Here is a 14079-nt window from a genome sequence, read left to right as displayed (position 1 = left end):
GATGGGAAGGGTGAGACATATCCACTTCGTCGGCATCGGCGGAGCGGGCATGTGCGGAATTGCCGAGGTGCTCATCAACCAGGGTTACAGGGTCAGCGGCTCTGATCTGAAAGCCAGTAAGACCACCGCCCGTCTGCAGCGTCTTGGAGCATCGGTTGCCATCGGCCACACCCGGGAAAATGTTGAGACAGCCGATGTTGTGGTGATCTCCAGTGCTGTCGCTGCGGACAACCCGGAAGTGCTGGCGGCTCATGATTCCAGGGTCCCGGTGGTGGCACGCGCCGAGATGCTTGGTGAACTGATGCGTTACCGGCACGGTATCGCGGTAGCGGGTACCCATGGCAAGACCACCACCACCAGCCTCATCACCTCCATCTTTCAGGCGGCCGGACTGGATCCGACGTTTGTCATTGGCGGACAACTGAACAGCTCCGGTACCAACGCTCGACTTGGTGCGGGACGTTATCTCATCGCGGAAGCAGATGAGAGTGACGCATCGTTCCTGCAACTCAAACCCATGTCTGCGGTGATTACCAACATTGACCAGGATCACATGGCGACATACGGGCATGACTTCGGAGCGCTCAAAGCAGCCTTTGTCGAGTTTATCCACAAGCTCCCTTTCTATGGTTCCGCGGTGTTGTGCACTGATGATGCTCAGATCCGCAGTATCCTTGCCGAGCTCTCCAGACCGATGCTTACCTATGGCATGAGCGGGGACAGCGATTACCGCGCTGCCGATGTGCGCGTGGTGGACGGCCGCTGGCGGTTCACCGCGATCCGGAAGAATGCGCAGCCTCTCGACATCACGCTTGCGATTCCGGGCGAGCACAATGTGCTGAATGCCCTCGCGGCGATCGCGGTTGCCACGGATGAAGGCCTTCCCGATTCCGCGATCGTGAGCGGACTCAACGGCTTCAGCGGTGTGTCGCGGCGTTTTCAGCTCACCGATGACGTGCGGGTTGCTGATCATCTGGTCACGCTCGTGGACGACTATGGGCACCATCCGACCGAAGTCGAGGCGGTGATCCGGACTGCACGAGGACTCTGGCCGGACCGGCGACTGGTGATGGTGTACCAGCCTCATCGCTATACGCGCACGAGGGATCTGTACGACGACTTTGTGCGTGTACTTTCCGGTGTGGATGTCCTGCTTGTGCTGGAAGTCTATTCCGCAGGCGAAGCGCCTATTTCGGGTGCGGATGGCAAGGCTCTGTGTCAGGGCATCCGCCAGCGCGGAGACCTCCTGCCCGTGTTTGCTAATGATCCGGATGAGGCGCTGACGATTCTCCCGGGCGTATTGAACAGCGGGGATGTGCTGATCGTGCAGGGAGCCGGCAATGTCAGTCAGATTTCCCTCGGACTGACGGGGGTGGACCGTGGCTAAGCTGCTGGCTTTTCTGATCACGCTGACCGTCGCTCTGCTGGGTGCGTACGCGTGGATCCGGCTGGATGTGCCGATCGAGCGGGTGCGGGTGGAAGGGCCCCTTGCCGATGCAGAGCGGATCCAGGTGAGCGAGGTTGTCTCCGCGAATCTGCACGGCGGGATGCTCGGTGCCGATCTCGAAGGCCTGCGCGCGGCGATTGAAGCACTGTCCTGGCCTCGATTCGTGACCCTGCGGCGGGTCTGGCCGGCAGGTCTGTCGATCAGAGTGGAAAAGGCGATGGTGGTTGCCCGCTGGAACAGCGCCTATCTGACAGCAGACGGGCAGGTAGTGCAGATGCCGGGCGGAGACCAGAGTCTGCCCATCCTGAATTGCGCGCTGTCGGCGCCGAAGGACGCACTCGAGACCTATCTGCGAATGAGCATAGTCGCCGCAGACGAGGGGCTTGCGCTGAAACAGCTTGATGAGAATGAGCTCGGTGAATGGACGCTCACGTTCACTGATGGAGTCACACTGATGCTCGGCGCAGAACGCCTGACGGAACGCTTTGACCGGTTTGCAACCGTTTACCGCCAGGAACTGAAAGCGCGTTTTGATCAGGTGGCCCACCTCGATGCACGTTATGCCAGCGGACTGGCTGTACGGTGGGAGCCCGGCTCAGCCACCAGCGGGGCTCTGGCAGCAAATAATCCCACAAGAGACGGACATGGCATCTGAAGTCGAACTGCGCAAAATCGTCGGTCTGGATATCGGCACCAGCAAGGTTGCCGCCATAGTCGGCGAGCTGACCCTCGATGGTGAGCTGGAGATCATCGGCATCGGCTCCTATCCGTCCAAGGGATTGAAAAAAGGCGTGGTGGTGAACATCGAATCCACCGTGCAGTCGATCCAGAGAGCGATCGAAGAAGCGGAGCTCATGGCCGGATGCCAGATCGATTCCGTGTACGCGGGAATCGCCGGCAGCCACATCCGCAGCATCAATTCACACGGCATCGTGGCGGTTCGCGACCGGGAGGTGTTTCAACAGGATGTGGACCGGGTCATTGATGCGGCGCAGGCGATGGCGATTCCCGCGGATCAGAAAATCCTGCACATACTGCCGCAGGAATATGTGATCGATTCCCAGGAAGGTGTCAAAGAGCCGCTCGGCATGTCCGGGGTCAGACTCGAAGCCAAAGTCCACCTGGTGACCTGTGCGGTAAACGCCGCGCAGAACATTGAAAAGTGCATCGAGCGCTGTGGCCTTAAAGTGAACGATGTCATCCTCGAACAGCTTGCGTCGAGTTATGCGGTCCTTACCGACGATGAGCGGGACCTGGGTGTCTGTGTTGTGGACATTGGTGGAGGAACCACGGATATCGCCGTCTTCACCGATGGTGCAATCCGGCATACCGCGGTAATTCCGATTGCGGGTGATCAGGTCACCAACGATATAGCGATGGCGCTGCGCACACCCACGCAGAATGCCGAAGAAATCAAGATCAAATATGCCTGCGCGCTGACCCAGCTGGCCCGGCCTGATGAAACCATCAAGGTACCGGGTGTTGGGGACAAGCCAGCCAAAGAGCTGTCGCGGCAGGCCCTGGCGGAGGTGGTCGAACCCCGCTACGACGAACTGTTCACCCTGATTCAGGCTGAGCTTCGTCGCAGCGGGTATGAAGACCTCATTGCCGCCGGCATCGTGCTCACTGGGGGCGCATCAAAGATGGAAGGGGTGATCGAGCTTGCGGAAGAGATCTTCCACATGCCGGTCAGCTTGGGCTCACCGCGCAATGTGGCGGGTCTGAAGGACATTGTCCGTAATCCGATCTATGCAACAGGCGTCGGTCTGTTGCTTTACGGAAAACAGCGCGAAGAAGAACAGCCTAAGCGCGGTCGGGGTTTCCGCAGCAGCGGATTGCTGAGCCGGGCGCGCAAGTGGTTTGGCGACAATTTTTGACCAGGAGGTCGTGATGTTTGAATTGGTAGACAGTGCTCCCCAGAGCGCAATCATCAAAGTCATCGGCATTGGTGGTGGCGGCGGAAATGCCGTACAGCACATGCTGAAGAAGCAGGTGGAGGGTGTGGATTTCATCGTGGCGAATACCGACGCGCAGGCGTTGAAAGCCATTGATGCAAAAACACTACTGCAGCTCGGTGCGGGTATCACCAAAGGTCTTGGTGCGGGTGCGAATCCTGATATCGGTCGACAGGCCGCTATAGAAGATAAGGATCGAATTGCGGAGTGTCTGGCCGGTGCGGACATGGTCTTCATCACCGCGGGCATGGGCGGTGGCACAGGCACGGGCGCAGCGCCCGTCATTGCACAGATCGCCCGTGAACTCAACATTCTCACGGTTGCCGTGGTCACCAAACCATTCAAGTTTGAAAAGCGTACCGATGTGGCGGAGCGGGGACTGCGTGAACTGCGGGAGTCCGTGGACTCACTGATCACGATACCGAACGAAAAGCTGCTGGCAGTTCTTGGCGAACGCACCAGCATGCTGGACGCCTTCAGCGCGGCAAACGATGTGCTCCTGGGTGCTGTGCAGGGAATAGCCGATCTCATCATCCGGCCGGGAATGATCAACGTCGACTTTGCCGACGTCAGGACCGTGATGTCCGAAATGGGCCAGGCCATGATGGGCACCGGCAGAGCGTCCGGTGAGAACAGGGCCAGAGATGCCGCCGAAGGCGCTATCCGCAGTCCGTTGCTCGACGATGTCGATCTGCATGGTGCGCGGGGCATTCTGGTCAATGTGACCGCTGGACCGGATCTCAATATCGGAGAATTCACCGACGTCGGCAACATCATCGAAGAGTTCGCATCGGATTCCGCCACCGTGGTGGTGGGGACCGTGATCGATCCGGATATGGGCGACGAACTGAAGGTAACTGTGGTCGCGACCGGCCTGGGCGAATATGAGCGGCCCAATGTGGTCGTGGACAACACCGCAGCCAAACTCGGGTTCGATGGACAGCCTGACTATCGGCAGCTCGATCGTCCCGCCTATGCGCGACACAATGCTGCACTCAAGCAGGAGAATCTTGCGGAAGACCTGGACAGCCAGAATATGGACTATCTGGACATTCCGGCCTTCCTGCGGCGGCAGGCGGATTGAGTCCGGGTGAGAGCCCGATGTGGCCCAGTGGACTGGACCACCCGGGGCAGGTGGCGGCGTGTGCCGCCCGGGGCGGGTGGCGATATCCGCCGTCGGGGGCAGGTGAGTGGCAGCCGATACAAAATGTAACAATTCTGTGATCGGCTGCCATACATGGTCCGGGGGCGTCTGCTAAGCTTCCGGCCGCTGAATATTCTTCAGTCGATGCCAGCCTTTTGGACCAGCCTTTCAGACGAGACCGCCCGAAGCTTTCGAAAATGACGACTGCGCTGAATCAGAGAACGCTGAAGAACGTCATCCGGGCGACTGGAGTCGGGCTGCATACCGGCGATAAGGTCTATCTCACCCTGCGTCCCGCACCGGTGGATTCCGGGATTACCTTTGTGCGTACCGATCTCGACGCGCCGGTAGCGATCCGCGCACTGGCACAGAACGTAGGTGACACGACCATGGCTACCTCGCTGACCGATGGCGAGGTGAGCATTTCTACTGTCGAGCACCTGCTGGCGGCATTCGCGGGTCTGGGTATCGACAATGCCTTTGTGGATGTGAGCGCGCCCGAACTGCCCATCATGGATGGCAGCGCGGCCCCCTTCGTGTTTCTGCTTCAGTCTGCCGGTATTGCCGAGCAGGCGGCCTTAAAAAAGTTTATCCGTATCAGAAAGCCGGTGCGCTACAGTCAGGGTGACATCACGGCTGAGCTTGTCCCCTACGACGGCTTCAAAATCGAGTACACGCTGCTTTACGACCACCCGGTATTCAGGACCCACCACAAGCGCGCGTGTGTCGAACTGTCGAGCATGACGTTCGTGAAGGAAGTGAGCAGGGCCCGCACCTTCGGCTTTCTGGCTGATTATGAAAAACTGCGCTCGATGAATCTGGCGCGCGGAGGCAGTCTCGATAATGCGGTGGTCGTGGACGACTACCGCATACTCAATGATGAGGGGCTGCGCCTCGAAGATGAGTTCGTGAAGCATAAGATCCTCGACGCGATCGGGGACCTCTATCTGCTCGGTCACAGTGTGATCGGCGCATTTTCCGGCTACAAATCCGGCCACGGCCCGAATAATGCGCTGCTGCGCAAACTCCTCGCAGATCAGAGCGCCTACGAAATCGTGACTTTCGATGATGCAGACACCGCACCGGTCTCATTTTCGAGGCCTGTACTGGCGGATTGATAAAGTTTGACCGGGTTCCCAAACCGGCTCCCTGGAAATGATCCCTGTGTCTCATTTGGCCGGTACCTGGCCGGGGATAATGGTGCCGTGAGAAAGGTTTCGGCCGGAATATGCCAGGCAGCTTGAAAGTCAGCTGCCGGAGCCGACCCGCACCCTGATCTCCCGGGTTTTCTGAAAACTGGCGAGTGCCTGCAGAGAAGGCAGGAGTTCGGGAGCGAGGAAGCGGAGTTTGGTAGCTGCAGCCGCTGTACGGCAGGTCACGACAACGATCTGGCCCTGAATCTCGCAGAGCAGACAATCGGCGGCGAGCCTGGCTGGCAGCAGTGCCTTCAGCTCGGCGGTACGGGATTCCTGATCCGCCGCGCGCTGGAGTAGACGTTGTAAAGGAGTAAAGCGCTGGTGGCGTTCGCGCAGGAGTTCAACTATCTTAGCCCGCGACACTTGAATGCCTCGTGCCTTTCCAGGCGTAAATGCGGGCAATCCGGACTGCGGTATTACAAGGGAAGTATTTCCCGGCTGAGGTACAAAACCTCGCCCGCAGCGACAGAATTGAAAAAATCAGCATACTTACCAGGTGGCAGGATTTTGGCCGGCCCATATTCCACTTTTTTACGCCTTCCGACCAGCCGCTACACTTCAGAAAGATGAAGATCATACTGCTGCGCGAAAAAGGAACGTCGCGAGCCCTCCGGGTGTCGAGGCAGACGGTGTTTGTGCTGGCCCTCGCCGGGGTGCTGGCTTTGTCCCTTTCGGGCTATTTCGTGATCGAGCGACTCACCCGGGATGTCGTGGATGTGGATACGGTTGCCGGCTGGCGTGCCAAAATCCAGCAGCACCGGGAAGAAGTGGAGAGCATCGAGCAGCGCTCCAGGGATCAGGTTCAGGCGGTAGGCCGGCAACTGGCCCAGATGCAGGCCCGTCTGCTGCGTATGGAAGCCCTCGGTGCCAGAGTGACCGAGGTGGCCGATCTGGACGAAGGCGAGTTTTCCTTCTCCGACCCGGCCCCTCAGGGTGGTCCTTCCGTCATCCTCCAGGACGAAATGCAGTGGTCGGATCTCAACAGCGGACTCGAGGAACTCGCTCGTGGCCTGAAAGCCCGGGAGCGGGAGCTTGAGCTGCTGGAATCCATGCTGCGGGATCGGGATTATGAAGAAGCCCGCGTGATCGCCGGACGGCCCGTCGTGTGGGGCTGGATGTCCTCGGAATACGGGAAGCGGGTGGACCCTTTCACCGGGAAAATGGCCTGGCATGCCGGAGTCGACTTCGCCGGAAAAGACCGTTCGGACATCGTCGCGGTGGCCAGCGGTGTCGTTACCCATGCGGCCAAGCGCTCGGGTTACGGCCTGATGGTGGAGGTGACCCATGGCGATGGTTTCGTCACCCGCTATGGCCATCACGCGGAGATTCTGGTCAAAACCGGCGAGATCGTGAAGAAGGGCCAGACCATCGGAAAAATGGGCTCCTCGGGCCGCTCTACCGGTCCCCATGTCCACTTTGAAGTGCTCAAGGACGGTAAACACCTCGATCCTGCCCGCTACGTCGCCCGCGGACGCTGACACCTGTCACCACGCCCGTCGCGACGGTAGCCCGTGAAAACGGGTAAACTCCCGCTTCTGCGATTCTCTGTAACAACTTCTAGCTGATCACGGACATCAAACGCTGTGTTGCGAAAACTTTTCGGTACCAAAAATGGCCGCGAACTCAAGCGGATGGGCAAAATCGTGGCCCGCATCAACGGCTTCGAAGCGGACCTGCAGGCGCTATCGGATGAAGCGCTGAAAGCCACGACCACCCGGCTGCGGGAGCGCCTGGAAGCGGGTGAGACGCTCGATGACCTGCTCCCTGAAGCCTTTGCTGCTGTGCGTGAGTCCGCGCGTCGCACTAAAGAGATGCGCCACTTTGACGTGCAGATGGTGGGTGGTATCACCCTCCATGAAGGGCGAATCGCAGAGATGCGTACTGGAGAAGGCAAAACGCTGGTCGCCACGCTGCCGGCTTATCTCAACGCACTGACTGGTCAGGGCGTGCATGTAATCACGGTCAACGACTACCTGGCCCGCCGGGATGCCACCTGGATGGCGCCGATCTTCGAAGCGCTGGGTCTCTCCGTCGGGGTAATTCAATCCGGTCAGAATCAGCAGGAGAAACGGGAAGCCTACGCTGCGGACATCACCTACGGCACCAATAACGAATTCGGCTTCGATTACCTGCGCGACAATATGGCCTTCACCCTGTCGGACATGGTTCAGCGGGGCCTGACCTACGCAATCATCGACGAGGTGGATTCGATCCTTATCGATGAAGCTCGAACTCCCCTGATCATTTCGGGACCGGCCGATCAGAGTACTGAGCTGTATGTGAAGATCAACAAACTCGCACCCAGGCTCAGACAGCAGGCATTCGTCGAACGGGCACCCATGGGTCAGGAAGAGGAAGCCACAGGCGATTTCGTGGTGGATGAGAAGAATCGCCAGGTGGAATTGACCGAACTCGGTCACCAGAAGGTCGAAGAGGAACTGGTCAAACTCGGATTGCTCGAGGAAGGCGACAGCCTCTACGCTGCGTCCAATCTCAACCTTCTGCACCATGTGCACGCGGCGCTCAAAGCCCATGCACTGTTCAAGCGTGATGTCGCCTACATGGTCAAGGACGGCGAGATCATCATTGTCGATGAACACACCGGCCGGGCGATGCCCGGGCGCCGCTGGTCAGAGGGTATCCACCAGGCGATTGAAGCCAAGGAAGGAGTCCGCATACAGAACGAAACCCAGACCCTGGCATCGACGACTTTCCAGAACTACTTCCGCCTCTATGAAAAGCTGGCAGGAATGACCGGTACCGCAGACACGGAAGCCTTCGAATTCCGGCAGATTTACGGCCTCGATGTGGTCGTGATTCCCACGCATATGCCGATGATACGAAACGACATGAACGATCTCGTATATCTGACTGTGGGTGAGAAGTACGAAGCGATTGTGGAAGACATCAACGCCTGCTCCCAGCGCGGGCAGCCGGTTCTGGTTGGTACAACCTCGATCGAGTCTTCCGAGCGGATCTCCACCGAGCTGACCAGGCGGAACATCAAACACAATGTCCTCAATGCCAAACAGCATGAAAGAGAGGCGGAAATCGTTGCGCAGGCAGGCAGACCGGGCGCGCTGACGATAGCAACAAACATGGCCGGCCGAGGTACCGACATCGTCCTGGGCGGAAGCTGGGAAGCTGAGATTGCGGCGCTGGAGAACCCGACGCCGGAACAGATCAGCGGAATCAAAGCGGCCTGGAAAGAAAGGCACGATGCAGTTATCGCTGCGGGTGGCCTCCACATAGTGGGTACCGAGCGCCACGAATCCCGGCGTATCGACAATCAGCTGCGAGGAAGATCCGGACGCCAGGGCGATCCCGGCTCGAGCCGATTCTATCTTTCCATGGAAGACGATCTGATGCGCATTTTCGCATCCGACAGGGTGCGTTCGATCATGCAGTCGATCGGACTGGAAGAAGGTGAGGCGATTGAACACCGGATGGTGAACAACGCGATCGAGAAGGCGCAGCGCAAGGTCGAAGGACGCAACTTCGATATACGGAAGAACCTGCTGGAATTCGATGACGTCTCGAACGACCAGCGACAGGTGATCTACCAGCAGCGCCGCGATCTGATGGCTGCGGACGACATCGCCGATACGATCGATGGACTGCGTGAAGAAGTGGTTCTTGAACTGATTTCCGGGTACATCCCGCCGCAGAGTATTGAAGAGCAGTGGGACGTCGAAGGTCTCGAGCAGGCTCTGCAGACAGAGTTTGCCTCCAGTCAGCCTCTGCGCCAGTGGCTGGAAGACGACGACTCGCTGAATGAGGATTCGCTGACTGATCGGATACTTGCGCAGATTGAAAGTGAATACCGGGCCAAGGAACAGCTCTGGATTTCCCAGGGTGTGGATATGCGGCTGGTGGAGAAGCAGATCATGCTGCAGATTCTCGATCAGCGGTGGAAAGAGCATCTGGCAACGATGGACTACCTCCGTCAGAGCATCCATCTGCGTGCCTATGCCCAGAAGCAGCCCAAACAGGAGTACAAACGGGAAAGTTTCGAGCTGTTTCAGGAGCTGCTGGCGAACATCAAGCGGGATGTGGTGCGTCTGCTGAGCCGGGTTCAGATCGAGGCCCCTGAGGCTGTCGAAGAAGCGGAGCGCAAGCGCCGGGAGGCCGCGGAAGCGAGAATGCGTTTTTCGCATGCCGAAACTTCAGCACTCGCCGAAGAGAAGGGACCCGGACCAGCGGCCGGCCCCGGACCGCGCGGCGCCGAAGACTCCGCACCACAGACCTTTGTGCGACAGGAACGCAAGGTAGGCAGAAACGAAGTCTGCCCCTGCGGTTCGGGAAAGAAATTCAAGCATTGTCATGGCAAGGCTGCCTGAAGACGGCAGCGGAAGGAGAGCAGGCACATGGCCGTCAACATTCCAGAGATGGGCTCCTTAGAACCGGTGCCGGGTATCCGCCTCGGTACTGCCCAGGCTGGAATAAAAAAACCCGGCCGGGATGATGTGGCGCTTTTGGTTCTCGATGAAGGTACGACGGTCGCTGGTGTTTTTACGAGAAATTCATTCCGTGCAGCGCCCGTGCTGCTTGCTGAATCGCGATTTGCCCGCGGCGGAATCCGTGCGTTTCTGATCAACAGTGGTAACGCTAATGCGGCCACGGGAGAGCCCGGGCTAGCTGATGCGAAAAAGGTCTGTGCGGAACTTGCCAGATCCCTCGGTGTTGCTGCTGAAGCCGTAGCGCCGTTTTCCACAGGAGTGATCGGAGAACGCCTGCCGGTCGACCGGATGGTGTCAAGCCTGCCTGCAGCAGTGAAAAATCTTGGAGCAGACAACTGGGCGCAGGTAGCACGGGCGATCATGACCACCGATACGGTACCCAAAGCACTCAGCCGTCAGGCTGAGATCGGAGGCGTGAAAGTGACCGTGACCGGGATGGTGAAGGGCGCCGGGATGATAAAGCCGGATATGGCCACCATGCTGGCGTTTGTGGGTTGCGATGCACAGGTCGCCCGGCCTGCACTAGAAAGCCTCGTGCGTGAGGTTGCCGATGTGTCATTCAACCGTATTTCCATCGATGGTGACACCTCGACGAATGACTGCTTTGTCATCGCAGCCACCGGGCAGGCGGGTAACAGCAGGATTACCAGTTCAGCTGACGGTGATTACCGGGCGCTGCGGAAACTGCTGACTGAGGTGTGTCAGGAACTTGCCCAGCGTGTTGTCCGGGACGGTGAAGGAGCGACACGATTCGTCACCGTGAATGTTACGGGCGGCGCCAATCAGTCGGAGTGTCTGCGGGTGGCCTACACCATCGCAGAATCTCCTCTGGTGAAGACGGCACTTTTTGCCGGGGATCCGAACTGGGGGCGCCTGTCGATGGCCATCGGTCGAGCGGGTGTCGAAGACCTCGACACTACCGGTGTCAACGTCCATCTGGCGGAAGTCTGTGTGATGCGGGGTGGTCTGAAAGCAGCTGAATACACGGAAGCGGCGGGTGCCGCAGTGATGGCCCGGGATGAGTTCGAGATCCGTGTCGAGCTGGGTCGTGGAGATCAGTCCGCCATGGTCTGGACCACGGATCTTTCCTACGAGTACGTGAAGATCAACGCCGAATACCGCTCCTGAAGTAACCGGCAACGCTTCGGCCGGTCAGTCGTTCGTCGATCTGTCCTCGGCACCTTCCGACGTCCCGGAAAAAACCTCGTCTTCGGTACTCCCGCCCGGGATTCGATGGGATTCTGCTGCCCATGCGCCCAGATCGATCAGGCGACAGCGTTCGGAGCAGAATGGTCGATACGGGTTTCCGGCAGTCCATTTCACCCGATCATTGCAGGTCGGACAGGTAACGATTCTCGGTATCGGTTCTTCTCCCGGTGTTGTTTCTTCGTTCATGTCGCCTCACGCTGTTCTGCGGGTTTGTTCGCCAGCTCGAGATACAGCGTATGTAGTTTTGCAACTTCCGCGTCAAGATGATCGAGACCCTGATCATTGAGAATCACATCATCTGCTGCCGCGAGCCTGTCCGCCCGGGATGCCTGGGCTGACATGATGGCCCTGACCTGGGTTTCGCTGTTGTTGTCCCGGGCCATAGTGCGTTCGAGCTGCACAGACTCCGGTACGTCGACTACGAGCACACGGTTGCAGATGCGGGTCTGGCCGGTTTCCACCAGAAGTGGGTGAGCCAGGATTGCGTAGGGAGAGGCCGCGTTCTCCAGTTCGGTTCGGATGTATTCGTTGATTCTGGGATGGAGCAGCGCTTCCAGCCAGCGTCTCTCCCCGGTGTCTGCAAATACCCTGGCTCGCAGAGCGGCGCGATCCAGAGATCCTTCGGAAGTCAGGATATCGGCGCCGAAGTGTTCGGCAATTGCAGCCAGTGCGGGTCGACCCGGCTCGACGACGACTCTGGAGGCAACGTCCGCATCGACCACAATGATACCCAGATCAGCGAAACGATCGGATACCGCAGACTTGCCACTGCCGATGCCGCCGGTGAGCCCTACCGTAAACTGGCTCATGAAATTCAGCCTGCGAAAAAAGACAGCACCGTATCACGGAAAAGCAGGCAAACCCAGCCAGCCACTGCCAGGAAGGGACCGAAGGGAATCGGTTCCGTGCGTACCCTGCGGTGGGTGACAAGGGAGAACGCGGCGTAAAGCAGACCTGTGAGTGCGGCGATGAGGATTGCGCCCGGGAGTACCTGCCAGCCGAGCCAGGCGCCGATGGCCGCGAAGAGCTTGAAGTCGCCATAGCCCATACCTTCTTTGCCGGTAATGAGCTTGAACCCCCAGTAAGTGCTCCACAGAAACAGGTAGCCGGATAGAGCGCCGAACACGGCGGATTGCAGATCGACGATGCCGCCAAAACTGTTGGTTATCAGGCCGAGCCAGAGCAGAGGCAGCGTTAACTGGTCTGGAAGAAGCTGGGTATCGAAGTCGATGAAGGTGGCGGCAATCAGGATCCAGGTGAACAGGACCGCTGCCGCACCGAGCCAGGTGAATCCGAACTGAGCGACGATCACCAGGGTCGCGACACCGGTAAATGCTTCTATGAGGGGATAGCGGACAGAGATCGGCGCCCTGCAGTTCGCGCATCGACCCCGGAGGAACAGCCAGCTCAGTACGGGAATGTTCTGGACCGCAGTGATCTGCGTCTGGCAACCCGGGCAGCGGGATCTGGGAACCCAGAGATTGAATGCTTCCGTCGGAGCCTCGATTTCGGGCTGCTCGAGAAATGCCCGCGAATCGCGCTCCCACTGCCGGTTGAGCATGACCGGGAGTCTGTAGATCACCACATTGAGAAAACTGCCGACGCACAGACCAAACCACAGGGCCAGTAGCAGGCCTGCCCAGCCAAAGGCGAATAGCTGATCGAGCATGGCGCGGGTGCCTGAGTCTGGCGCTTGGGTTGCAGCCGTTCCTGCGGCTCAGCCGCCGACGACGTTACCCAGCTGGAAGATCGGCAGGTACATGGCGATGATCAGACCACCCACCAGCACACCCAGGACCGACATGATCATCGGTTCCATCAGTGCTGTGAGATTGTCCACCGCATTGTCTACCTGCTCCTCATAGTAGCTGGCCGACTTGTCGAGCATGTCGTCCAGCGCACCAGCCTCTTCCCCGATCGCAACCATCTGAATGATCATGTTGGGGAACACGCCGGTGGATTTCATGGAAAAGTTGAGCTGCTGTCCGGTAGAAACGTCGTCACGGATGCGCAGAACGGCCTGGGAGTACACGGAGTTTCCCGTCGCGCCCGCCACCGAGTTAAGCGCTTCGACCAGCGGAACACCGGCCGCAAAGGTCGTCGACAACGTGCGTGCATAGCGCGCCACGGAAGATTTTTCGATGATGTTTCCGGCGATCGGCAGTTTCAGGGAAAGCCGGTCGATCCACTCGCGGAAAGCTCTGGATCGCTTCTTCACCGCAATCAGGGCTGCGATGGCGCCACCGATGCCGAGCACGATGAGCAGCCAGTAGGCCTGGGTAAACTCTGAAATGCTGATCACGAACAGAGTAAAGGCAGGCAGCTCGGCGCCGAAGCCGGCGAAGACCTCCTGAAACTGGGGCACCACTTTGATCAGCAGAATTCCGGAAACGATGAAGGCCACACACAGCACGGCGATCGGATAGGTCATTGCCTTCTTGACTTTAGCCTTCAGCGATTCGGATTTCTCCTTGTAGCTGGCGATTCTGTCCAGCATGGTTTCAAGGGAACCCGACTGCTCGCCGGCATCCACCAGGTTGCAGAACAGATCGTCGAAATACAGCGGATGCTTGCGCAGCGATGAGGCAAAGGAGCTGCCGCCTGCGACGTCGTTGCGGACCTTGCGGACCAGTTCGCTGACTTTGGTCTTTTCCAGACCTTCGGCGAC

12 protein-coding genes and 1 pseudogene are annotated in these 14079 nt (G+C 58.9%); 8 read left to right on the top strand and 5 right to left on the bottom strand.

All coding sequences use genetic code 11. The features are described 5' to 3' along the window. The first annotated feature begins 1 nt into the window (after nt 1). From murC to lpxC, 5 genes and pseudogenes are all read left to right on the top strand, one after another. Nucleotides 2–1387, top strand: a complete 1386-nt coding sequence (gene murC, locus R3E82_16820) for a UDP-N-acetylmuramate--L-alanine ligase (protein ID MEZ5552548.1) — start codon at nt 2–4, stop codon at nt 1385–1387. Then, complete coding sequence (locus R3E82_16815; GenBank protein MEZ5552547.1) at nt 1380–2102, top strand: cell division protein FtsQ/DivIB; 723 nt, start codon at nt 1380–1382, stop codon at nt 2100–2102. Before murC ends, R3E82_16815 begins: the two co-directional genes overlap by 8 nt. After that, nucleotides 2092–3246 (top strand): annotated as a pseudogene (gene ftsA, locus R3E82_16810) (cell division protein FtsA). The gene R3E82_16815 and the pseudogene ftsA overlap by 11 nt, the downstream one beginning before the upstream one ends. A gap of 91 nt (nt 3247–3337) precedes the next feature. Continuing rightward, on the top strand, nt 3338–4486 hold the full coding sequence (gene ftsZ, locus R3E82_16805; GenBank protein ID MEZ5552546.1) for a cell division protein FtsZ: 1149 nt from the start codon (nt 3338–3340) through the stop codon (nt 4484–4486). 257 nt (nt 4487–4743) lie between these two features. Further along, nucleotides 4744–5664: a UDP-3-O-acyl-N-acetylglucosamine deacetylase gene (gene lpxC / locus R3E82_16800; protein ID MEZ5552545.1), complete on the top strand. Its 921-nt coding sequence runs from the start codon at nt 4744–4746 to the stop codon at nt 5662–5664. Nucleotides 5665–5793: 129 nt separating this feature from the next. On the opposite strand, the gene R3E82_16795 is transcribed toward lpxC, so the two are convergent. Continuing rightward, nucleotides 5794–6105: a DciA family protein gene (locus tag R3E82_16795; protein MEZ5552544.1), complete on the bottom strand. Its 312-nt coding sequence runs from the start codon at nt 6103–6105 to the stop codon at nt 5794–5796. A 203-nt stretch (nt 6106–6308) separates the two neighbouring features. Between R3E82_16795 and R3E82_16790 the strand changes: the two genes are divergently transcribed. From R3E82_16790 to argJ, 3 genes are all read left to right on the top strand, one after another. Further along, a complete protein-coding gene (locus tag R3E82_16790) occupies nt 6309–7220 on the top strand; it encodes a M23 family metallopeptidase (GenBank protein ID MEZ5552543.1) in 912 nt (303 codons plus the stop codon). Nucleotides 7221–7325: 105 nt separating this feature from the next. Further along, nucleotides 7326–10082 carry a preprotein translocase subunit SecA gene (gene secA, locus R3E82_16785; GenBank protein ID MEZ5552542.1) on the top strand — a complete coding sequence of 919 codons (2757 nt, stop codon included), beginning with the start codon at nt 7326–7328 and terminating at the stop codon, nt 10080–10082. Nucleotides 10083–10109: 27 nt separating this feature from the next. Next, a complete protein-coding gene (gene argJ / locus R3E82_16780) occupies nt 10110–11330 on the top strand; it encodes a bifunctional glutamate N-acetyltransferase/amino-acid acetyltransferase ArgJ (GenBank protein ID MEZ5552541.1) in 1221 nt (406 codons plus the stop codon). A gap of 24 nt (nt 11331–11354) precedes the next feature. On the opposite strand, the gene yacG is transcribed toward argJ, so the two are convergent. From yacG to R3E82_16760, 4 genes are all read right to left on the bottom strand, one after another. Further along, a complete protein-coding gene (yacG, locus tag R3E82_16775; protein ID MEZ5552540.1) occupies nt 11355–11597 on the bottom strand; it encodes a DNA gyrase inhibitor YacG in 243 nt (80 codons plus the stop codon). Next, nucleotides 11594–12220, bottom strand: a complete 627-nt coding sequence (gene coaE / locus R3E82_16770; GenBank protein ID MEZ5552539.1) for a dephospho-CoA kinase — start codon at nt 12218–12220, stop codon at nt 11594–11596. Before coaE ends, yacG begins: the two co-directional genes overlap by 4 nt. A 5-nt stretch (nt 12221–12225) precedes the next feature. Next, on the bottom strand, nt 12226–13080 hold the full coding sequence (locus tag R3E82_16765; protein MEZ5552538.1) for an A24 family peptidase: 855 nt from the start codon (nt 13078–13080) through the stop codon (nt 12226–12228). Between the two features lie 48 nt (nt 13081–13128). After that, nucleotides 13129–14079: type II secretion system F family protein (locus tag R3E82_16760; protein ID MEZ5552537.1), on the bottom strand; the 951-nt coding region annotated here is incomplete at its 5' end.

The sequence above is a fragment of the Pseudomonadales bacterium genome, from assembly GCA_041395945.1.
GTDB lineage: Bacteria > Pseudomonadota > Gammaproteobacteria > Pseudomonadales > Azotimanducaceae > SZUA-309.
The sequence above is the reverse complement of the archived record's forward strand: the minus strand, read 5'-3'. Positions and strand labels throughout refer to the sequence as shown.

Bases quoted from the DNA above. Each gene is read 5' to 3' on its own strand.
- murC (MEZ5552548.1), top strand. From the start codon at position 2: ATGGGAAGGGTGAGACATATCCACTTCGTCGGCATCGGCGGAGCGGGC.
- ftsZ (MEZ5552546.1), top strand. From the start codon at position 3,338: ATGTTTGAATTGGTAGACAGTGCTCCCCAGAGCGCAATCATCAAAGTC.
- lpxC (MEZ5552545.1), top strand. From the start codon at position 4,744: ATGACGACTGCGCTGAATCAGAGAACGCTGAAGAACGTCATCCGGGCG.
- R3E82_16790 (MEZ5552543.1), top strand. From the start codon at position 6,309: ATGAAGATCATACTGCTGCGCGAAAAAGGAACGTCGCGAGCCCTCCGG.
- argJ (MEZ5552541.1), top strand. From the start codon at position 10,110: ATGGCCGTCAACATTCCAGAGATGGGCTCCTTAGAACCGGTGCCGGGT.
- yacG (MEZ5552540.1), bottom strand. From the start codon at position 11,597: ATGAACGAAGAAACAACACCGGGAGAAGAACCGATACCGAGAATCGTT.
- coaE (MEZ5552539.1), bottom strand. From the start codon at position 12,220: ATGAGCCAGTTTACGGTAGGGCTCACCGGCGGCATCGGCAGTGGCAAG.
- R3E82_16765 (MEZ5552538.1), bottom strand. From the start codon at position 13,080: ATGCTCGATCAGCTATTCGCCTTTGGCTGGGCAGGCCTGCTACTGGCC.